Source organism: Saccharothrix sp. ALI-22-I, from assembly GCF_001984175.1.
Classification (GTDB): Bacteria; Actinomycetota; Actinomycetes; order Mycobacteriales; family Pseudonocardiaceae; genus Actinosynnema.
The window spans coordinates 24,587-45,428 of the sequence record NZ_MTQP01000030.1 but is presented as its reverse complement, the minus strand read 5'-3'; the positions used below and the strand labels follow the sequence as shown (position 1 = coordinate 45,428).

Sequence of the window (20,842 nt, the reverse complement as noted above, 5' to 3'; positions counted from 1 at the left end):
CGTGGCGGCACTGCCGCTGGCGGCGGCCGGGCTGCTCAACCCGATGATCGCCGGTGCCGCGATGGCGTTCTCCTCGGTCTTCGTCGTGTCCAACAGCCTGCGGCTACGCGGTTTCCGCAGCACGGCCACCTCCGAGGCGCAGCCGGCCCGTTCGGCAGAGTCCACTCAGGACAAGGTGCCGGCCGGGGTTGCGTGACCGATGACCTGTGGCCCGGAGCCGATCGGTTCCGGGCCACAGTGCTTGTTCGTGGGCGGTCAGGTGGTCAGGCGCAGGAGACGGCGACCAACGCCAGCAGGCCGCTGACCGCCACGACCGGGGGCAGGACCATCGTGGTCAGACCGGCGAGACCGCAAGACAGTGCGGTGCGCGCCGGACCTCTGTGCTGATCGGCGTGCCGGAGGTGGGCGAGTCGGGCCTGCACCGCGTCACGGCTCATCGCCAACGCCGACCCCGGCGCGCCGCCGCTGGCCACCGCCGTGAGCGCCGCACGAACCGACGCCGCCCCGCACCTCCGCACGGCCACCGCGTCCGCCGCCAGCTCCACCAACTCCCGCACCACCGTCGGCGTCTGCCGGAACAGCGGCAGGAACGGCAGCATCGCGGACAACGTGTCGGCGGCCGTGACGACCAGGTGGTGCCGTCCGCTCAGGTGCGCCCGCTCGTGCACGAGCACGGCGTCTACCTGGTCACCGGCCAACTTCCGGGTCAGGCCTTCGGTCGCGACGACCACCCCGGGGCACCCCGCCAGGCTGAACGCCAACGGTTCCTCGTGGTCCAGCCAGAGCGTGGCCGGGCTGCCCGGCTCCTGTCGTGCGGCCAATCGCAGCACGGCCAGGTGCTCACGCCGTGCCCGCGCCCGCCGACGCAGGGTGCGCGTGCCCATGACGGCGAGCCGCACGAGCAGTCCCGCCAACAGCAGTACTCCGGCCGCCCCGCTCAGCGCCTCGACCTGCGGCGGCGAACCGTGGAGCAGCGTTTCGAAGCACTCGGGGAAGCGCGCGAACGCGTGCGTGCCGTGATCGGGAACCAACAGCACGGTGACGGCGAGGCCGGAAGTCGTGACCACGCTGACGATCGACGACAGCCACGCCACCAGCACCACCCGCGGGTGCAGACCGGCCGCGGTCAGCTGTTTCAGGTGGACGGGGGCGCGCCAGGCGACGAGTCCGGCACCGAGTAACAGCGCGACCGCGACCGTCACTTCCGGCGGGGCCTTCTGTGCAGCGCCTTGCGCAGCAACTCGGTCTCCCGGTCCGACGCCGACCGCGCGAAGTGCAGCAACGCCGCTTCGGGATCGCCGGACGAGTCGAGCACCGCGCGCAACGCCGCCGACGCAGCCTCGGCCCGGCTCATCGCCGGTTCGTACCGGTACGCCTTGCCCTCCAGCTCCCGGACCACCCACCCTTTGCGGTGCAGGTTGTCGAGGACCGTCATGACCGTGGTGTAGGCGAGCTGTTTGCCCGTGTCCAGCCGGTCCATGACCTCGCGGACCTTCACCGGCTCCGACGTGCGCCACAGCACGTCCATCACGGCCGCTTCCAACTCGCCCAGTCCGCGCATCACGCCCCCTTCGGCGTGGCCATCGTATCGGCACCCGGTGCAGGTGGCCGGCGTCACCTCGGCGCGTTCTGAGCGTTCAACTCGGGTGTTCTGAAGGTTGGACACGCGCGTTCTGAAGGTTGGACACGCGCGTTCTGAAGGTTGGACACGGGTGTTCTGGGGGTTGGACACGGGTGGGGTGGGTTAGGTGGGGGTGCGGGCGGAGGTGGATTCGCGGACTACCAGGCGGCAGGGTTGGCGGATTACGCCGCTGGGGCGTTGGCCGTCCAGGGCGTCGAAGAGGTATCTCGCGGCGGTGGTGCCCAGTCGTTCCAGTTCGAGGTCCACTGTGGTCAGTGGTGGGCGGCAGTCGGCGGCGAAATCCACCCAGTTGTCGTAGCCGACGATCGCCACGTCCTCGGGGATTCGCTTGCCGAGGTCGGTGAGGGTGTCGGCGACGCCGGTCGCGATCTGGTCGTTGCCGCAGAACACGGCGTCCACGTCGGGATCGCCCGCGAGCAGCATCCGGGCTGCGTGCCTGCCCCAGCGCTGCGACCACTCGCCGTACAGGGGGGCGCCGCCGGCGAGGGTCAGGTTGTGCTCGGCCAGGACTCGGTGCAGCGCGGTGACGCGGTCGCGGGCGGCGCGGTAGGTTTCGGGGCCGGTGATGTGGCCGATGTGCCTGCGCTGCAACGAGACCAGGTGTTCCACGGCCAGGCGGGCGCCGCCCTCGTCGTCCGCGATCACCGACAGGTCCTCCGGGTCGGTCGACTCCCCGTAGACGTAGACGACCGGCACCGGGATGTCGCGGGTGAGCGACGGGCGGATGTCGTTGTCGTCGCCCAGGATGATGAAACCGTCCACCTGCCTGGCCAACAGGGTGCTGATGTAGTGCCTGCGGCGGATGGCGTCACCGCGGGCGTCGCACAGGAGCACCGACATCTGCTCGTTCGCCAGCGCGTTCTCCACGCCCAGCAGGATCGGGATGGCGAAGCGGCCACCCAGTTCGTCGGTCAGCAGGCCGATGGTGCGGGTCCGGCCGGAGATCAGGCCCCTCGCCAGCGCGTTGGGCTGGAACGACAGATCGGCGGCGGCCCGCAGCACGCGCTCACGGGTGGCGGGGGCCACCTCGTCGCGGGCGTTGATCGCCTTCGACGCGGTGGAGATCGAGACGCCGGCCAATCGCGCCACGTCGCTGAGCGTCACCGCATCGGACCGCCGCCTGCCCATCGAAAGCCTTTCGAAAAGTTTGTCGAATGCCGAATCGATTGTAAACGCACGTAGACGCACGTTGTCGCGCCACAGCGTCATCGTCGACCAGCGAGTCGGGTACCGACAAGGGCGATTGCCGAAAAGGTTTTCGGCTGCCAGAGTGCTGGACGAGGCACTGGAGCGCGGAGGTTGGCATGACTGTGACGTCGCCGGACACCACGGCCGTCGGGGGACGTCCCGTCGTCCCCTCGCGCGGAGCGCTGCGACCGCTCGGCCAGGACGAGGTCCGGATCACCGGCGGCTTCTGGCGCGCACGCCAGGACCTCAACGCCACCGCCTCCCTGCCGCACGCCCGGTCGTGGATGGACCGGCTCGGCTGGACGGGCAACTTCGCGGCGGCGGAACCGGACGCCACGGCGGCCGGTCGGCGCGGCCGGGAGTTCACCGACTCCGAGGTCTACAAGCTGCTGGAGGCCATGTCCTGGGAGGTCGGCCGGGTGCCCGTCGGCGGAGCCGGCAATCAGACGACCGTGGCACTTGAGGACCAGATCAAGGAGCTGACGGAAGCGATCGCGGCGACACAGGCGCCGGACGGGTACCTGCACACCGCTTTCGGTCGTCCCGGCCAGCCGGCCCGGTACAGCGACATGCAGTGGGGCCACGAGCTGTACTGCACCGGACACCTCCTCCAAGCGGCCGTTGCGCGGGCCCGCAACGGCGGCGGTCACGCGGACCCGCTGCTGGCCGTGGCCCGCCGAGCCGCCGACCACGTCTGCGACACGTTCGGCCCCGACGACCGGTTCGGCCCCGGCGGCACGCCCGGCATCTGCGGCCACCCGGAGATCGAACTGGGGCTGGTGGAGCTGGCCCGGCTGACCGGTGAGCAGCGCTACCTGGACCAGGCCGCGCTGTTCGTCGAACGCCGGGGCCACCGCACGCTCCCGCCCCACCACTTCGGCTGGTCCTACTTCAGCGACGACCAACCGGTGCGGGAGTCCACCGTGCTGCACGGCCACGCGGTGCGCGCGCTGTACCTGGCCGCCGGCGCGGTGGACGTCGCGGTCGAGACCGGTGACGACGAGCTGCTCCGGGCCGTCGCCGCCCAGTTCGACCGGACGCTGGCCCGGCGCACCTACCTGACCGGCGGCATGGGGTCGCGGCACACCGACGAGGCGTTCGGTGACGATTTCGTGCTGCCCGCCGACCGGGCGTACTCCGAGACGTGCGCCGGGGTGGCCGCGATCATGCTGGCCTGGCGGCTGCTGCTGGCCACCGGCGACGGGCGTTACGACGAGGTGATCGAGCGCATCCTCTACAACGTCGTGGCCACCGCGATCGGCGACGACGGCCGGTCGTTCTTCTACGCCCACACCCTGCACCAGCGCACCCTCACCACCGCGCTGCCGGAGGACGAGGAGCAGCTGGGCTTCGGCGGCGGGCCGCGCGCGCCGTGGTTCGAGGTGTCCTGCTGCCTGCCGAACGCGGCACGCCTGCTGGCCGGCCTCTCCTGCTACCTCGTCACCGCCGACGACACCGGCCTGCGCCTGCACCAGTACGCCGACGCGGAGATCTCCACCTGCCTGATCGACGGACGTGAGGTGGGCCTGCAGGTGCGCACCGACTACCCCGACAGCGGCACGGTGACCGTGCGCGTGACCAAGACCGCCGACCGGCCCTGGTCGATCACCCTGCGCGTGCCGCAGTGGGCGGCGGGCGCGGAACTGGTCACCACCTACGGACGCCGGCACGTGCCCGCCGGTGACATCGTCGTGTACCGGACGTTCGCGGTGGGCGAGGAGATCCGGCTGGAACTGCCGATGCGCCCCCGCTTCACCGCGCCCGACCCGCGGATCGACGCCACGCGCGGCTGCGTCGCCGTGGAACGCGGCCCGCTCGTGTACTGCGCCGAGGCCCTCGGCGGGGACACCGACCTCGACACCCTGCGCGTGGACCACACCGTGCCGCCGGTCGACACCGAGGCCGGTGTCGCGCCGGCGAGCGTCACGATCCGGGCCAGGTTCGACGCGCCCGGCAGGGAGGCGTGGCCCTACGGCCCACCGGAGCCGGACACCTCGCACGCCGTGGCACAGACCAAGCCGCTCGACCTCGTGCCCTACCACCGCTGGGCCCGGCGCGGCCCGTCCACCATGCGGGTCTGGCTGCCCACCACCTGACCCCGTCCAAGACCTGCTCGAACTCCGACCGTGCTCAAAGGAGAGACCGGTGAAAACCAGAGTGGTGTCCGCCCTGACGGCGGGCGTGCTGGTCCTGGCCACGACGGCCTGCGGCGACGAAGGGACGCAAGCCGCGGACGACGGCGCGGTGCTGACGTTGTGGACCCGCGCCGCGACCGAATCGGTGTCGAAGGCCTACGCCGACGCCTACAACGCCACCCACAGCAACAAGGTCGAAGTGACCGCGTACCCCAACGAGGAGTACCCGGCCAAGCTGGCGTCGGCGGCAGGTGCGAAGTCACTGCCGGACCTCTTCGCGGCCGACGTCGTGTTCGCACCCCAGTACGCCTCACAAGGCTTGTGGGCCGACGTCACCGACCGGCTCGCCACGCTGCCGGTGAAGGACAAGGTCGCGCCGTCACACTTGAAGGCCGGCACGTGGGAGGACCGCAACTACGCGTTACCGCACACGATCGACCTGTCCGTGCTGCTCTACAACAAAGACCTGTACACCAAAGCGGGCCTCGACCCGGAGAAGCCGCCGAGCACCCTGCGCGAGTTCGCCGACCACGCCCGTAAGATCGACCGACTCGGCGGTGACGTCAACGGCACCTACTTCGGCGGTAACTGCGGCGGCTGCGTCGAGTTCACCCTGTGGCCGTCGGTGTGGGCGGCCGACGGCGACGTGATCGACGCCGACGGCGAGCAGGCCAAGGTCGACTCGCCGGAGATGGCCGACGTGTTCGCCCTCTACCGCGCGCTGTACGAGGAGGGCGTGGCCGCGCCCGCGTCCAAGGACGAGGCCGGGCCGACCTGGTTGGGCGCGCTGCAAAGCGGCAACGTGGGTATCGCCCCCGCGCCCTCGGTCTGGCTCGACGCCCTCGAACAGAAGGGCCTGAAGCTGGGCGTGGCCCCGATCAGCGGTCTGACCGGCGGTGAGTCCACCTTCGTCGGCGGCGACGCGCTCGGCATCGGCGCCACCACCGAGAAGACCGAACAGGCGTGGGACTTCCTGGCCTGGACCACGTCCGACGAGGCGCAGGTCGAGGTGGTCGCCAAGAACAAGGGCGTGCCGACCCGCACCGACCTGGCGGCGAACAAGTACTCCTCGGCGGACCCGCGCACGGTGCTCATCAACGGCCTGGTGGCCAAGGGCAGAACCCCGTACGCGCGGAACTTCAACGTCTCGTTCAACGACCCGCAGAGCCCGTGGCTGCAAACCGTCCGCGGCGCGCTGTTCGGTGACGCGGGCAAGGCGTTGGCCGACGGGAACACCGCCATCACGAAATCACTCCAGCAGGGCTGATCAGCCACCGGAGGCCCGGATGTCCACGACGACGACGTCACCCCCGAGTGCGCGAACCGGCCCACCACGCCGGGAGACCGCGCCACCGCCCGCACGGAACGGCCGTCGGCTGCGTCGGCTGCGCGCGCTGGTGGGCGCCGCCTACGCCGCACCGACGGCCGTCATGGTGGCGCTGTTCTTCCTGGTGCCGCTGGGGCTCGTGGTCTGGATGTCCTTCAACCGCTGGCCGTTGCTGGGCAAGCCGTCGTTCAACGCGCCGGCCAACTACAGCGGTATCGCCGAGGACGAGTTGCTGCGCTCGGCGGCCTGGTTCACGGTCAAGTACACCGTGATCATCACGGTGCTGCTGTTCGTGGTCGCGTTCGGGCTGGCCCTGCTGGTGCAGCACCGCCGTCCGGGCGTCGGTTTCTTCCGCACCGCGTTCTTCCTGCCGATGGCGGTCGGCTTCGCCAGCGCGTCACTGCTGTTCCTGGGTCTGCTCAGCGACGAGATCGGGCCGGTGACCGATCTGCTGGCGAAGATCGGCCTGGTCGACGGTTACGTGTCGTGGACCAGCGGCAGCCCCGATTCCGCGCTGGCTTCGGCGGTGCTGCTGGTGCTGTGGCGGTTCGCCGGGTTCACCATGCTGATCCTGCTGACCGGGCTGCACGCCATCCCGCCGGACGTCTACGAGGCCGCGCGGGTGGACGGCGCGAACCGGTGGCAGACGTTCCACCGGATCACGCTGCCGCTGATGCGGCCGACGATCGCGCTGGTGCTCACCCTGATGACCACCGGCTCGCTGCTGGCGTTCGACCAGTTCTGGATTCTCACCCGCGGCGGACCGGACAACAGCACCACCTCGCTGGTGATGGTGATCTACCGGGAGGCGTTCATCCGGCTCGACCTCGGTTCGGCGGCGGGCATCTCGGTGGTCCTGCTGGCCGTGCTCGTCGTGTTCAACGCCATCCAGTTCCGCGTGCTGCGCCGGCGGTCCTCATGACCGGCGTCCGCGTGACCGGGGTCCGCGTGCAGGGCAGCGCCCGGTGGGGCTATTACGTCACCGGCACGGCGCTGGCGATCCTGTTCCTGTTCCCGCTGGTGTGGAGCGCTTTCGCGTCGGTCCGCACGGACACCGGGTTCGGGCTGGAGAACTACGACCGGCTGTTCAGCTCCGCCAACGGCATCGAGCTGCGGCACGTGCTCAACAGCGTGGTGGTCAGCGCGCTCACGGTGGGCGGCACGCTGTTCATCGCCACCCTGGGTGGCTACGCGTTCGGCCGGTTCCGGTTCCCCGGCCGTGACGTGCTCTTCCTGCTCACACTGGCGATCCTGATGGTGCCGTACGCGACGATCCTGATCGCCCTCTACGTGCTGCTGGGCTGGTTGGGGCTGGAGGACTCGCTGATCGGGCTGAGCCTGGTGCTCATCACGTTCCAGCTGCCGTTCTCGGTGTTCATGATGCGCAACTCGTTCGAGGCCGTGCCGGTGGAGTTGGAGGAGTCGGCCCGCGTGGACGGCTGCACCAGCGTCGGCACGCTCGTCCGGATCATGCTGCCCGCCGTGCGGCCGGGCCTGGTCACCGTGGGGCTGTTCGCGTTCCTGACCTCGTGGAGCGAGTTCTTCGCGCCGCTGATCCTGCTCAACTCGACCGACAAGTTCACCACCACCCTCGCCGTGGTCAACATGCGGACCGCGAGCCACGGGTCCATCGACTACGCCGCGCTGGAAGCGGGAGTGGTGTTCATGGCAGTGCCCTGCCTCTTGCTCTTCGCCGCCATGCAACGCAGCTACGTCCGCGGGTTCACCTCAGGCGCCGTAAAAGGCTGAGCCCACCGGGCGGACGCTGTTCCGTGCCAATCCTTTCTGGCAAACCGGAAGGAGGATCGCAGTGTCGCGATCCTGGAAGAGAACAGTACTGAGTGCGCTCGCACTGGCATTGGCCCTGAGCGGTGCGGGTGTCGCGCAAGCCGAGCAGGCCGAGCAGACGCGTGACGTCACGGCCGCCGCCAACCCCGCGACCTGGAGCCCGCCGTCGAACCTGGTCACCCCGCTGGACCAGGTGTGGCGGCACCAGGAGAGCACCTACGGCGACCTGTACGGGTTCCGCAACTACGGCTGGGACCAGATCTTCGTCAACGGCGGGTACCTGAACTTCTGCGTGCGGTGGGACTCGTCGGCCCCGGTGAGCGCCGCGCTGCGGGACCAGATCCACGCCAAGCTGGCCCAGCAGTACAAGAAGTGGATGGACGCCATGGTGGGCCACAACAACTGGCCTTACGCCGAGGTGCCCATCAAGGTCGTCGGTTGGGCGGTGCGCAACCGCAGCACGTTGCAGTGGACGGACAACTCGGTCGACATCTACGTCAACAACATCCGCGAGAACGCGCCGCAGTGCGCCGAGGGGTGTGGGCGGTTCTTCAACCGCAACGGCAGCTACCCCAACTGCCCCGGCGGCGTGCCGCGGCACTACGACCAGTCGCTGTGGCTGACCGCCGGCATGGGTGGCGGCGCGGGCGGCGACTGGGGCCAGCGGATGGGTAGCGAGTACTTCGTCAACAGCCTCAACAGCAACGACGTGACGATCTTCCTGCACGAGGTCGGCCACACGTTCGGGCTGGACGACTTCTACGACTGGACGCCGTCCGGTGTCAGCAACTTCATCATGAGAGCGGGTAGCTCGGCGTCCATCACCGAGTTCGACCGCTGGATGTTCCGCGACTGGTGGCGGCACCTGAAGAGCCGCTACGGCCGCTGAGAGTGACGCCGGTGTCCCCGCACCCCGCGGGCGGGGGCACCGGCCCCTCCGTCACGGAAGGTGACGCGCATGTCCCTGCACAGCCCATCCCGTCGTGCCGTCCTGCGCGCGGGCGCGGTGGTCGCATCGGCCACCGCCCTGCCCGCCCTGAACACCTCCGCCGCCGCCGAGCCGACCGCCGCCGAACCGATCAGAGTCGCCGCGAGACCGGACACCGGCGTGTCGGCGGACGCGTTCCCGCTCGGCGCGGTGACCCCGCTCGCCGGACCGTTCCAGTCCAACACCGCCCGCACCCACGCCTACCTGAAGTTCCTCGACCCCGAACGGCTGCTGCACACGTTCCGCCTCAACGTCGGCCTGCCGTCCTCGGCCGTCCCTTGTGGAGGGTGGGAGTCACCGACCACCGAGTTGCGCGGCCACTCCACCGGTCACGTGCTGACCGCGCTCGCCCAGGCCTACGCGATCACCGGCGACACCGCGTTCCGCACCAAGGGCGACTACCTGGTCACCCAGCTCGCCGCCTGCCAGGACCGCGCGCAGACCGCCGGGTTCAACACCGGCTACCTGTCCGCGTTCCCGGAGAGCTTCATCACCAGAGTCGAGGAACGCCAACAGGTCTGGGCGCCCTACTACACCCTGCACAAGATCATGGCCGGACTGCTGGACATGCACCTGCTGGCGGGCAACGCCCAGGCGCTCACGGTGCTGACCCGCATGGCCGCCTGGGTCGGTTGGCGCAACGGCAGGCTGACCCTGGCTCAGCGGCAGAACATGCTGAAGACCGAGTTCGGCGGCATGAACGAGGTGCTGGCCAACCTGTACCAGCTCACCGGCGACCCGGCGCACCTGACCGCCGCGCAGTACTTCGACCACGCCGAGGTCTTCGACCCGTTGGCGGCCAACACCGACGCGCTCAACGGCTACCACGCCAACACCCAGATCCCCAAGGCGCTGGGCGCGATCCGCGAGTACCACGCCACCGGCCTGACCCGGTACCGCGATATCGCCACCAACTTCTGGAACATCGTGGTCGGCGCGCACAGCTACGCGATCGGCGGCAACTCCAACGGCGAGTACTTCAAGACGCCGGGCCGGATCGCGTCGGAGCTGTCGGACCACACCTGCGAGTGCTGCAACACCTACAACATGCTCAAGCTGACCCGTCAGCTGTTCCGCACCGACCCGCGGGCGCACTACTTCGACTTCTACGAGAAGGCCCTCTACAACCACCTGCTCGGCGCGCAGAACCCGGCGTCCACGCACGGCCACCACAGCTACTACGTGCCGCTGCGACCCGGTGGCCAGCGCACCTACAGCAACGACTACCAGGACTTCACCTGCTGCCACGGCACCGGGATGGAGACCAACACCAAGCACGGCGACAGCACCTACTTCCACTCCGGCAACACCTTGTACGTCAACCTGTTCATCGCCTCCGTGCTCATCTGGCCGGGCCGGGAGATCGCGGTGCGGCAGGACACCGGGTTCCCCGAGTCGCCCGCCACCCGGCTCACCGTCACCGGTTCCGGCCCGATCGACCTGCGGGTGCGCATCCCGTCCTGGACCGCCGGCGCGCAGGTCAAGCTCAACGGCGCGGTGCAGGACATCCCGGTGGTGCCGGGCACGTACGCGCGCCTGGACCGGACGTGGTCGAGCGGTGACGTGGTGGACGTCAGCCTGCCCATGACGTTGACCAGGGAGAGCACGCCGGACAACCCGGCCGTGCAGGCGGTCAAGCACGGCCCGATCGTGCTCGCCGGCGGGTACGGCAGCAACAACCTCACGTCGATGCCCACGCTCCAGCCCGCCACGCTGCGCGCCACCACCACCCCGTTGCGGTACACGGCGACGGCGAGCACGGGCCAGGTGACGCTGCTGCCGTTCTACCAAATGCACGGGCAGCGCTACACGGTCTACTGGAACGTCACCGACACGCCCGCGCCGCAGCCGTTCATCGCGCACTACCCGTTCGACGAGGCGGCGGGCTCGGTGGCGGCGGACGTCACCGGCAACGGCCGGACCGCGACCCTCGCCGGCGGCGCGGGGTGGACCACGGGCCGCAGCGGTTCGGCGGTCGACCTGGGCGGTTCCGGTCAGCACGTGGTCCTGCCCGCTGGTCTGCTCACCGGGGCAACGGCGTTCAGCGTGGCCACCTGGGTGCGGCCGGCCGCGGTGACCACGTGGGCGCGCGTGTTCGACTTCGGCACCGGCCCGAGCACGTGCCTGTTCCTCACCCCGCGCAGTTCGGCGGGCGGTCTCCGGTTCGCGATCACCACCGGGGGCGCGAGCGCCGAGCAACGCATCGACGCGCCGTTACCACTGCCCGCCGGCACGTGGTCGCACGTCGCGGTGACGCAGGTCGGCGACCTCGGCGTGCTCTACGTCAACGGCGTCGAGGCGGCCCGCAACACGGCGCTCACCGTGCGGCCGTCCGCGCTCGGCAGCACCACGCAGAACTGAATCGGGCGCTCCCAGTACTCGGGCGACCCCTACCTGGACGGCGCCGTGGACGGCTTCCGCGTCTACGGCCGCGCCCTCACCGCCGCCGAAGTGGCCGATCTGCACACGACCGGCCGTTAGCCCTCAGAACCCGAAGGACACCCATGCGCATCCGACACCGGGCGGTGAAGCTGGGCGCGGCACTCGCGCTCGTCGCCGCCGCCGTCGTCAGCCCGGCCGCGTTCGCGGCCAACCCCATCATCACCAGCTACTACACCGCCGACCCCGCACCCCTGGTCGTCGGCAACACCATGTACATCTACGCGGGCCGTGACGAAGCGGCCACGGGGAACAACAACTTCGTCATGCGAGAGTGGCGGGTGCTGTCCTCGACGGACGCCGCCACGTGGACCGACCACGGCGCGCGGGCGAACATCGCCACTTTCCCGTGGGCGGGCGCGGACGCGTGGGCGAGCGAGGTCGAGCCCCGCAACGGCAAGTACTACTGGTACACCTCGATCAACGGCAACGGTGCGGGGTGGATGGACATCGGCGTGGCGGTCGGCGACAGCCCGCTCGGCCCGTTCCGCGACGCCAAGGGCGGGCCGCTGATCAGCGACAGCACGCCCAACTCGTCCGGCCTGAACATCGACCCGACCGTGTTCACCGACGACGACGGCCAGTCCTACCTCTACTGGGGCGGCTACTGGGGCGCCCGCGCGGCGAAGCTCAAGCCGAACATGATCGAACTGGACGGCCCGGTGGTCACGCCGACGGGCTTGAGCAACTTCTGGGAAGCGCCCTGGATGTTCAAGCGCAACGGCCTGTACTACATGATGTACGCCGCCAACGACACCAGCGGCTGCGTCACCAACTCCAACTACGCCTGCCAGCGCTACGCCACCGCCACCAACCCGATGGGCCCGTGGACCCACCGCGGCGTCGTGCTCGACCAGGTCTCTTCGACCACCAACCACGCGGGCGTCGTGGAGTTCAACGGCCAGTGGTACATCGTCTACCACAACGCCAACGCGCCCGGCGGCGGCAACTTCCGCCGTTCCGTCGCGGTGGACCTGTTGCAGTTCAACGCCGACGGCACGATGCGCAAGGTCACCCAGACCACGTCCGGGCCGCCGCCGAACCCCTCCGGCCCGCCGCCCGCCGGGACGAACCTCGCCCCCTCGGCCGCCGCCTCGACGTCGTACGTCTCATCGTGGGAGAGCCTGGCCGCGATCAACAACGGCGGTGTGCCCGCCAACTCCGGTGACCGCGCCAACCTGGCCTACGGCAACTGGCCCGAGCAGGGCACCCAGTGGATCGAGTACACCTGGCCGTCCGCCAAGTCGATCAACAAGGTGGCCACGTACTGGTTCGACGACGACCAGGGCATCGACCTGCCCGCGTCGTGCCAGGTGCAGTACTGGAACGGCAGCGCTTACGTCAACGTGCCCGGCCAGTCGGCCTGCGGTGTCGCGGGCAACACCTTCAACACCACCACGTTCACCACGGTCAACACGACCCGGCTGCGGCTGAACATCACCTCCAAGTCCGGTTTCTCGACGGGAGTGTTGGAATGGCAAGCCTTCCAGGCGTGACCCGCCGGCTGGCGGCCGTTGTGCTGCTCGGCGCGCTCCTCGTGCCCGTGCCGCACGCCTCCGCCGCGCAGACCATCGGCTTCCCGACGTTCAACGGACCTTCGGTGCCCGCACCACCGGTCGGCTACAGCACCGGCAGCACGATGCGCGCCATCTACGACGCCGAGAGCGGCGGCACCGATTTCTGGATGGACCGGCTGCTCGCCCGCCCCGGCAACGACCCGGCCGGCACCTGGCTGATGACCCGCGGTCGCGGCCTCTACATGAACACCCACAACCCGGCCGTCGTCGGGTTCGGCGGCAACGCCGCGTACTGGGACAACATCAGCAGCCAGAACGCCTACGCGATCACCGTGGGCTCCGGGTCGCTGACCGAGCAGGTGTCGAGCCGGTGGCAGGCACCGAGCCACTGGAAGGGCGTCTACACCCGCACCGGCGTGCGGGTCGATGTCGCGAAGTTCATCACCCACAACAACGTCGCCGTCACCAACCTGACCGTCACCAACACCGGCTCGGCGTCCACGACCCTGGCGCTGCGCGTCACCTCGCCGTACGCCACGACCGTCAGCGGTTCGGAGTTGACCGGCAGCAGGCAGGTGAAGAACAACCTGACCACGATCCGGCCGAGGCTGTCCGGTGACGGGTTCTCCGCCGCGAACGGAGGGCTGGACCGCTCGGTGACGCTGGCCGCCGGCCAGGCCGTCACCACCAAGGTGGTCATGGGGTTCGTCACCGACGAGATCCCGGAGTCGCTGACCGAGTACAACGCCTACCGGGGCCACTCGCCGTCGGTCGCGTTCGCCACCCACGTCCGCGACTACAACCGGTGGTGGGCGGACAACATCCCCTACATCGACGTGCCCGACCCGGCCATCAAGAAGAACGTCTACTACCGCTGGTGGTTGATGCGCTTCAACTACCTCGACGTCGACATCCCCGGCCAGGACTTCCAGTTCCCGGTCTCGATCGAGGGTGTCACCGGCTACAACAACGCGATCGCGTTGACCCAGCCGATGCACATCGACGACCTGAAGTACCTGCGCGACCCGGTCTACTCGTACGGGCCGTGGCTGTCGGTCGGCCAGTCGTCCAAGGGCGGCCGGTTCATGGACAACCCCGGCGACCCGGAGAACTGGTCCAACTCCTACACCCAGTACATCTCCGAGGCGGCGTGGCGCAGCTACCAGATCCACGGCGGCCCGCCGCCCGTCGCGGGCAACCTGGCCAAGTACGCCGAAGGTGACGCCAAGGGCCAGCTGGCCACGTTCGACACGAACAACAACGGCGTCATCGAGTACGACTGGGGCGCGATGACCGGCAACGACGCCGACGCGGTGTCGTTCGACTGGCGGGCGGGGAACCTCGACCGGGCCGAGACGGCGTACGTGTGGAGCGGCGCGATGGCCGCGCAGCAGGCGTACTCGCTGATCGGCGACACGGCGAAGGCGACCGAGATGCAGGCGCTCGCCGACCGCATCCGCAACGGTGTGGTGAACACGCTGTGGAACCCGTCCCGGCAGCTGCTGGAGCACAAGCACGTGGGCACGAACACCCACGTGCCGTGGAAGGAGATCAACAACTACTACCCGTTCTCGGTCGGCCTGATGCCCAACACCGACCAGTACAAGCAGGCGCTGCGGTTGTTCTCGGACCCGGCCGAGTACCCGGTCTTCCCGTTCTACACGGCCAACCAGAAGGACAAGGCCGAGGCCGCGGCGGCGGGTTTCCCCGGTTCCAACAACTTCTCCACCATCAACTCGACGGTCCAGTTCCGGCTGTACTCGTCGGTGCTGCGCAACTACCCGAACCAGTGGATGGGCGCCGAGGACTACAAGAAGCTGCTCTACTGGAACACCTGGGCGCAGTACATCGGCGGCAACACCCAGTGGCCCGACGCCAACGAGTTCTGGGCGGACTGGAACGCGGGCACCCGCAACATCGACTACCGGTCGTGGATCCACCACAACATCCTCGGCAGCAGCAACTGGACCGTGATCGAGGACGTGGCCGGGTTGCGCCCGCGCACGGACAGCCGGATCGAGCTGTCGCCGATCAACATCGGCTGGTCGCACTTCGCGGTCAACAACCTGCGCTACCGCAACGTGGACCTGAGCGTGGTGTGGGACGACCCGGCCGACGGCGTCACCCGCTACAACGGTGTGCCGCAGGGGTATTCGGTCTACCTGAACGGCACGCGCGCGTTCACCGTCGACCGGCTCACCCCGGTGCTCTACGACCCGGTGACCGGTCAGGTCACGTTCCCGTCGGGCGCCGGCACGGTGAACTACAGCGTGGCGATCAACGGCTTGCAGGCGCCGCAGAACGTGGCGCACACCGGTGCGCGCATGGTGGACGTCTTCGCCAAGGCCGGCGTCGACCTGACGTCCACCGCGCCGAACCTGGCGCAGGGCGCGGCCGTCACGGCGTCGTACACGGCCTCCGGCACCTCGGTGTCGGCCGCGATCGACGGGTTCCCGATCAACGAGCCCCTGTGGGGCAGTTCGGGATCACCCAACACGTCGGACTGGTACGAGATCGACTTCCGACAGCAGCGCACGGTGGACGAGGCGCGGCTGTACTTCCGCGACGACCGGGCGGGCAACCGCTACCGCGCGCCGTCGTCGTACGCGATCCAGTACTGGAACGGCTCTTCCTGGGTGAACGCGGCGGCGCAGACCAAGACGCCGACGACACCGAAGGCCAACTACAACCGGGTCCGGTTCACCCCGGTGTCCACGCAGCGTCTCCGGGTCCAGGTGACGCACGCGTCCGGGTTCAAGACCGGGCTGACCGAGGCGAAGGTCTACAACCGCGGCGGGGGCACCGACCCGAATCCGCCGCCGGCGAACCTGGCCCTGTCCGCGACCCCGTCGGCGTCCTACACCTCGCCCTGGGAGTCGGTGGCCGCGGTGAACGACGGCGTCGACCCGCCGTCGTCCAACGACACCGTCAACCCGCGGTGGGGTACCTGGCCGAACACCGGTGAGCAGTGGGCCGAGCTGACGTGGGACTCGGCGAAGTCGGTGCGATCGGCGCAGGTGTACTTCTTCGACGACAACGGGGGAGTGCGCGTGCCCGCGTCGTGGAAGGTGCAGTACTGGACCGGCTCGGCCTACACCGACGTGGCGGGGGCGAGCGGGTATCCGGTGGCGACCGACCGGTACCACGAGGTGACGTTCACCGAGGTGAGCACGACCCGGTTGCGGGTGGTGCTCCAGAGCGGGGCGGACTCGGTCGGCCTGCTGGAGGTGAAGGCCTTCGGCTGAGCGTGCGCGGGGGACCGGCTTGCGGGCGGCCGGTCCCCCGTGCGCTGCTCTCAGCAGCCGCCGCAGTTGTAGAGGCCTCCGGTGCGCCACTGACCGCGCCGCCCTGGCCGCGGTCATCGACGCCACGCCCCGCGGCTGCTGTAGAGAGCTGTCGTGAGCGACCGTCACGAACGCCTTGCTCGAAGTGCGGAGAAAAGTCAGCCGAGTGTCTCTACCCATCTACTAATCGGCTACGTAGGGTGCGAGCCGTCTAGGGGTAATGGCTCCGCTATCCGGAGGTTTTTCAATGCGCGGTAGGCGTGCACGACGTGTCCGCAGAATCTCGTTGCTCGGCGTGGCGATCCTGACGCTGGGCCTGGCCACCGCCGGATCATCCGGCGCCCACCCGGACCACGGCGGCGGCCGGGAGGACTTCCCGGGTGAAGGGGTCGCCGACGGCTCGTACAAGCAGCACGACGGCGACGAGGGCCACCTGCCCGCGGTATCGCGGAACGTGACCCTGGTCGGCAAGGCCGCGGTCACCAACCCGTCCGGCGCGGGCAACACCGGACGCGTGGCGGACGTGACCGCGTTCGGCGACTACGCCTACCTCACCGCGTTCCGCGAGCCGACGTGCGAGAACACCGGCGTGCACGTCATGGACATCTCCGATCCCGCGCACCCGACCGAGGTGACCAGCGCGTTCATCCCGACCAGCGACGGGTCGTACGCCGGTGAGGGCATCCAGGTCGAGCACATCGACGACAGCCCGTTCTTCCACGGCGACCTGCTGATCCACCAGAACGAGACCTGCCCCGGCGAGACGCCCCCAGGGGCGAACTCGGGCGGTATCTCGCTGTGGGACGTCACCGACCCGCGCAGCCCCAAGCCCCTGGCGATGCACGTCGGCGACTTCACCAACACCGCGGGCGGCCTCGACCCCGCGCCCAACCAGACGCACAGCATGCGGATGTGGACCAACGTCTTCGACAAGAAGACCTACGTCGCGCTGGTGGACGACGAAGAGGCCACGGACGTCGACATCCTCGACATCACCGACCCGCGCAACCCCGTGCTGGTCAACGACGGTCTCGACCTGGGCGCGGTGTTCGGCGTCGACCAGGCCGCGCCGACCAACCTGACCTCGGTGTTCAGCCACGACATGATGATCACCAAGGTCGGTCGTCGGTACGTGATGAACATGAACTACTGGGACGGCGGGTACGTCATGCTCGACGTCACCGACCCCCGGCCGGGCAAGGTGAGCCTGATCGCGGAGAGCGACTACGCCGCGTTGGACGAGGAGCGGTCGGCCCGCGGGCACGAGATCAGCCCCGAGGGCAACGCGCACCAGTCCGAGCTGTCGCCGAACCGGAAGTTCCTGATCGGCACGGACGAGGACTTCAGCCCGTTCCGGATCGTCGCCAAGATCGACTCCGGGCCGCACGCCGGCACCGAGTACACCGCCACCCCCGCCACCGACTCGAAGCAGATCGGCGAGGGGACCACCATCAGCGGTGCGGTCACGTTCGTCGGTGACGCCTGCGCGCCGCTGCCGGCGGGTACCGGCACCGCGCTCGTGGAGCGCGGCACGTGCACGTTCCAGGCCAAGCTCGACGCCATCATCGCCGCCGGCTACACGGCCGGCATCGTGTTCCAGAATCACCGCGACGACTGCCTCAGCCAGGTGTCCATGGCCGCCGCGGGCCCGATCCCGTTCGTGTTCGCCAACCGGTTCGCCGGTCTGCGGCTGCTCGGCGTGCCGGGCGTCACCGAGGCCACCGCGTGCACCATGACCACCCCGGCGACCGGGGGCGAGTCGACCACCGTCAAGTCGGTGTTCGACGGTTGGGGTTACGTGCGGCTGTTCGCGACCGACGTGCCGACCAAGCCGGGCAAGGCCGGTTCGATCCGGCAGATCGACACCTACGCCGTGTCGGAATCGCAGGACCCGGCCTACGCCGGCGGGTTCGGCGACCTGTCGGTGCACGAGGTGGCGATGGACCCGGAGAACAACAACACCGCGTACCTGTCGTACTACGCCGCCGGGCTCCGCGTGGTGAAGTACGGCAAGAACGGCATCCAGGAGGTCGGCGCCTTCATCGACGAGGGAGGCAACAACTTCTGGGGCGTCGAGGTCTGGAAGGACGAGACCGGCGAGCAGTACGTGCTCGCCAGCGATCGTGACCACGGCCTGTACGTGTTCCACATCGACTGCTGACACCTCGACCAAGGCGGGGCCGCACGGTGTCACACCGTGCGGCCCCGCGGCGTCTTCGGCTGTCACCGCATGTCAGTTCCGCCGTGAGATCGGCTCGATCGGTTGCCGGGGGAGTCCGACGAATCGACCGGCGCGGCGGACCGGGTGATCACGAGCCCGCCCTCAGGCCCGTTGTGACGCCGGCCGTTCGAAGATCAGCTCCAGCCCGTCCTCCTCGTCCCACTGCTCACCGACCTCGACGAACCCGAAGCCCGCGATCGTGGCCAGGGATGCCGCGTTGTCCGGACCGATGGTCGCCCGCACGGTCCGCACACCGGGTTCGCCGGCGGCGCGGCGCAGCAGCTCGACCAACGCGGCCCGGGCGTACCCGCGGCGGCGGAACGCGGGATCGACGGAGTAGCCGATCTCGACCATGCCGGATTCGTCCGGCGGACCGTGGAACCCGGCGTGCCCGACCACCGCGCCGTCGTCCACCAGGGCCAGCCGCGCCATCCACCGGGCGTTGCCGGGGTCGGCCGCCATCTGGTCGAGCCGGTACCGCCACAGCCACCGCGCCCGGTCGGTCAGGAAGTACCCGGTCAACGCGACCTCGGCCGCGGTCGGGTCACCGTCGAGCAGGGCGGCCATGACGCGGCCGTCCAGCTCGACGAAACGCACGTCATCCGCTGTCACAGTGCGCATGATCGTTCGCGGCCCGTTCCGCCGTCCACCGGGTTTCCGCCGACCGGCGATTTTGACAGGTACTTGTCAATCTGCCAGATTGTCGGGCGTGACCCCGTTGTCCGATCGCGGACTTGAGTTCTCCCAGCTCCTGGTCGAGGTGTTCCGGGTGAACGGCCTGCTCCTCGCGGCCGGTGACGAGCTGGCCGCCCCGGCGGGCCTGACCAGCGCACGGTGGCAGGTGCTCGGTGTGGTCGACCACGGGCCGAGCACGATCGCGCAGGTGGCCAGGACCATGGGCCTGACCCGGCAGGCGGTACGGCAGACCGCGACCAGCCTCGTCCGCGACGGCATGATCGTGTTCCAGGACAACCCGCACGACCGCCGCGCCAAGCTCCTGGCCCTGCCCCCGCGCGGCCGGTCGGCGCTGCGCCGGGTCGAACGCCGTCAGGCGCAGTGGGCCGACGAGCTGGCCGCCCGCATCTCCCTCGCCGAACTCCGCGCCGTCACCGGCACGCTGCGCGATCTCGGCGACCTGTTGGAGGACCGATGACCGTCATCCCGCTGCTGCCGTGCGCCTCGATCGACGAGATGCTGGCGTTCTACTCCGCGCTGGGTTTCGAGCGCACGTACCGGCAGACCAAGCCCAACCCGTACCCGGCGATGCGCCGGGAGGACGTCGAAATCCACTTCTTCGGCATGCCCGACTTCGATCCGGCGCAGTCCTACCGCAGTTGCATCGTGCAGGTGCCCGACACCGGCGTCCTGCACCGCGCGTTCGCCGACGGGCTGCGCACCTCCTACGGCAAGGTCCCGCTGTCCGGCATCCCGCGGATGACCCGCCCGCGGCCGCGCAAGAACGCCGGCGGCCTGGCCGGTTTCTCGGTGATCGACCCCGGTGGCAACTGGATCCGGATCTTCCCCGCGCCGGACGCCCCCACGCCGCCCGCCGCGACCGGGAAGCTGGCCAAGGCGTTGGAGAACGCCGTCGTGCTGTCCGACAGCCACGGCGATCCGGCGTAGGCCGCCAAGATCCTCGACGGCGCCCTCGGTCGGATCGCGGACGCGAGCGCGGTGGAGCGGGTTGAAGCCCTGGCTTATCGCGCCGAGTTGGCGTTCACGTTGGAGGACCCCGACCGGGCGGCGGCGGTGCTGGACGAACTGGCCGGAATCCCGCTCACCACCGAAGAACGCGAATATCTTTCGGAAATGCTGGCGAACGTGGCGGAACTGCGCCGCGAAGGCTGACGGCAAACCCGACCGCACCTCCTGAGGGTCGACCGGGGACCGGGGGCCGTCACTGGTAGTCGCGCAGGATCGGGGCGCCGGTCGCCGCGTTGCGCATGTCGTAAGTCGTCCACCGTTTCGCGTGCTCCGCGCTACAACTCTAAACCCGCGCTAGCACCCGTTTGCAGGAGGTGTAACCGACGAAGGTCGGGCATTTCGTAAAAGGGTCGGATGGTTAACCGGCTACGCCCCTTAATTTGCTGCGATCTGGATCACATGCTATTCCGTTCCGTTCTCCGTGAGTCATCATTCCGCAGGGCCCGCAAAGCCCGTCCCCGCCCTGCATGGAGGACTCCGCATGGTCGAACAACCCGAACCGCAGAACCGCCGGCGCAGACGCGCCACCCTCCTCGCCAGTGCGCTCGCCCTCGGCGCGCTCACCGTGCTCAGCCGGCCGCGGGCGGCAGCACGGCCGTCGTGCAGCGC

At 69.5% G+C, this 20,842-nt stretch carries 16 protein-coding genes and 1 pseudogene; 13 read left to right on the top strand and 4 right to left on the bottom strand.

Annotated features, from left to right (window positions below):
* Nucleotides 1–196: hypothetical protein (locus ALI22I_RS02535; RefSeq protein ID WP_143531909.1), on the top strand; the 196-nt coding region annotated here is incomplete at its 5' end.
* A 67-nt stretch (nucleotides 197–263) separates the two neighbouring features.
* Here the strand turns inward: ALI22I_RS02535 and ALI22I_RS02530 are convergent.
* From ALI22I_RS02530 to ALI22I_RS02520, 3 genes are all read right to left on the bottom strand, one after another.
* On the bottom strand, nucleotides 264–1,202 hold the full coding sequence (locus ALI22I_RS02530) for a M56 family metallopeptidase (protein ID WP_077003938.1): 939 nt from the start codon (nucleotides 1,200–1,202) through the stop codon (nucleotides 264–266).
* Nucleotides 1,199–1,561, bottom strand: coding sequence for a BlaI/MecI/CopY family transcriptional regulator (locus ALI22I_RS02525; RefSeq protein ID WP_077003946.1), 363 nt, complete (start codon nucleotides 1,559–1,561; stop codon nucleotides 1,199–1,201). The genes ALI22I_RS02530 and ALI22I_RS02525 overlap by 4 nt, the downstream gene beginning before the upstream one ends.
* Before the next feature lie 183 nt (nucleotides 1,562–1,744).
* Nucleotides 1,745–2,731: a LacI family DNA-binding transcriptional regulator gene (locus ALI22I_RS02520; protein WP_238598033.1), complete on the bottom strand. Its 987-nt coding sequence runs from the start codon at nucleotides 2,729–2,731 to the stop codon at nucleotides 1,745–1,747.
* 215 nt (nucleotides 2,732–2,946) lie between these two features.
* Here ALI22I_RS02520 and ALI22I_RS02515 point away from each other — a divergent pair, with 215 nt between their 5' ends.
* The 9 genes and pseudogenes from ALI22I_RS02515 to ALI22I_RS02475 all read left to right on the top strand — a co-directional run bounded on the left by ALI22I_RS02515 (nucleotide 2,947) and on the right by ALI22I_RS02475 (nucleotide 18,469).
* Nucleotides 2,947–4,926 carry a glycoside hydrolase family 127 protein gene (locus ALI22I_RS02515; protein ID WP_077003936.1) on the top strand — a complete coding sequence of 660 codons (1,980 nt, stop codon included), beginning with the start codon at nucleotides 2,947–2,949 and terminating at the stop codon, nucleotides 4,924–4,926.
* Between the two features lie 49 nt (nucleotides 4,927–4,975).
* Nucleotides 4,976–6,232 (top strand): ABC transporter substrate-binding protein, encoded by a 1,257-nt coding sequence (locus tag ALI22I_RS02510; RefSeq protein ID WP_143531908.1) that lies wholly within the window; start codon nucleotides 4,976–4,978, stop codon nucleotides 6,230–6,232.
* Nucleotides 6,233–6,251: 19 nt separating this feature from the next.
* Nucleotides 6,252–7,214 carry a carbohydrate ABC transporter permease gene (locus ALI22I_RS02505; protein ID WP_077003935.1) on the top strand — a complete coding sequence of 321 codons (963 nt, stop codon included), beginning with the start codon at nucleotides 6,252–6,254 and terminating at the stop codon, nucleotides 7,212–7,214.
* A gap of 11 nt (nucleotides 7,215–7,225) precedes the next feature.
* Complete coding sequence (locus tag ALI22I_RS02500; protein ID WP_238598032.1) at nucleotides 7,226–8,041, top strand: carbohydrate ABC transporter permease; 816 nt, start codon at nucleotides 7,226–7,228, stop codon at nucleotides 8,039–8,041.
* Nucleotides 8,042–8,102: 61 nt separating this feature from the next.
* Entirely contained in the window at nucleotides 8,103–8,969 is an 867-nt protein-coding gene (locus ALI22I_RS02495) for a hypothetical protein (RefSeq protein WP_077003933.1), read from the top strand.
* A 69-nt stretch (nucleotides 8,970–9,038) separates the two neighbouring features.
* Nucleotides 9,039–11,549 (top strand): annotated as a pseudogene (locus tag ALI22I_RS02490) (beta-L-arabinofuranosidase domain-containing protein).
* Between the two features lie 23 nt (nucleotides 11,550–11,572).
* Nucleotides 11,573–13,003 (top strand): glycoside hydrolase family 43 protein, encoded by a 1,431-nt coding sequence (locus ALI22I_RS02485; protein ID WP_077003932.1) that lies wholly within the window; start codon nucleotides 11,573–11,575, stop codon nucleotides 13,001–13,003.
* Nucleotides 12,982–16,269 carry a discoidin domain-containing protein gene (locus tag ALI22I_RS02480; protein WP_077003931.1) on the top strand — a complete coding sequence of 1,096 codons (3,288 nt, stop codon included), beginning with the start codon at nucleotides 12,982–12,984 and terminating at the stop codon, nucleotides 16,267–16,269. The genes ALI22I_RS02485 and ALI22I_RS02480 overlap by 22 nt, the downstream gene beginning before the upstream one ends.
* 334 nt (nucleotides 16,270–16,603) lie before the next feature.
* Complete coding sequence (locus ALI22I_RS02475) at nucleotides 16,604–18,469, top strand: PA domain-containing protein (protein ID WP_179118071.1); 1,866 nt, start codon at nucleotides 16,604–16,606, stop codon at nucleotides 18,467–18,469.
* A gap of 162 nt (nucleotides 18,470–18,631) precedes the next feature.
* On the opposite strand, the gene ALI22I_RS02470 is transcribed toward ALI22I_RS02475, so the two are convergent.
* Nucleotides 18,632–19,150, bottom strand: coding sequence for a GNAT family N-acetyltransferase (locus tag ALI22I_RS02470; protein ID WP_077003929.1), 519 nt, complete (start codon nucleotides 19,148–19,150; stop codon nucleotides 18,632–18,634).
* Nucleotides 19,151–19,238: 88 nt separating this feature from the next.
* Between ALI22I_RS02470 and ALI22I_RS02465 the strand changes: the two genes are divergently transcribed.
* From ALI22I_RS02465 to ALI22I_RS51885, 3 genes are read left to right on the top strand one after another with little or no spacing between them, the layout of a single operon-like run.
* Nucleotides 19,239–19,682 (top strand): MarR family winged helix-turn-helix transcriptional regulator, encoded by a 444-nt coding sequence (locus ALI22I_RS02465; RefSeq protein ID WP_077003928.1) that lies wholly within the window; start codon nucleotides 19,239–19,241, stop codon nucleotides 19,680–19,682.
* Complete coding sequence (locus ALI22I_RS02460) at nucleotides 19,679–20,152, top strand: hypothetical protein (protein WP_202970593.1); 474 nt, start codon at nucleotides 19,679–19,681, stop codon at nucleotides 20,150–20,152. The genes ALI22I_RS02465 and ALI22I_RS02460 overlap by 4 nt, the downstream gene beginning before the upstream one ends.
* Nucleotides 20,153–20,203: 51 nt before the next feature.
* Nucleotides 20,204–20,377 carry a hypothetical protein gene (locus ALI22I_RS51885; protein ID WP_202970591.1) on the top strand — a complete coding sequence of 58 codons (174 nt, stop codon included), beginning with the start codon at nucleotides 20,204–20,206 and terminating at the stop codon, nucleotides 20,375–20,377.
* The last annotated feature ends 465 nt before the right edge of the window (nucleotides 20,378–20,842 follow it).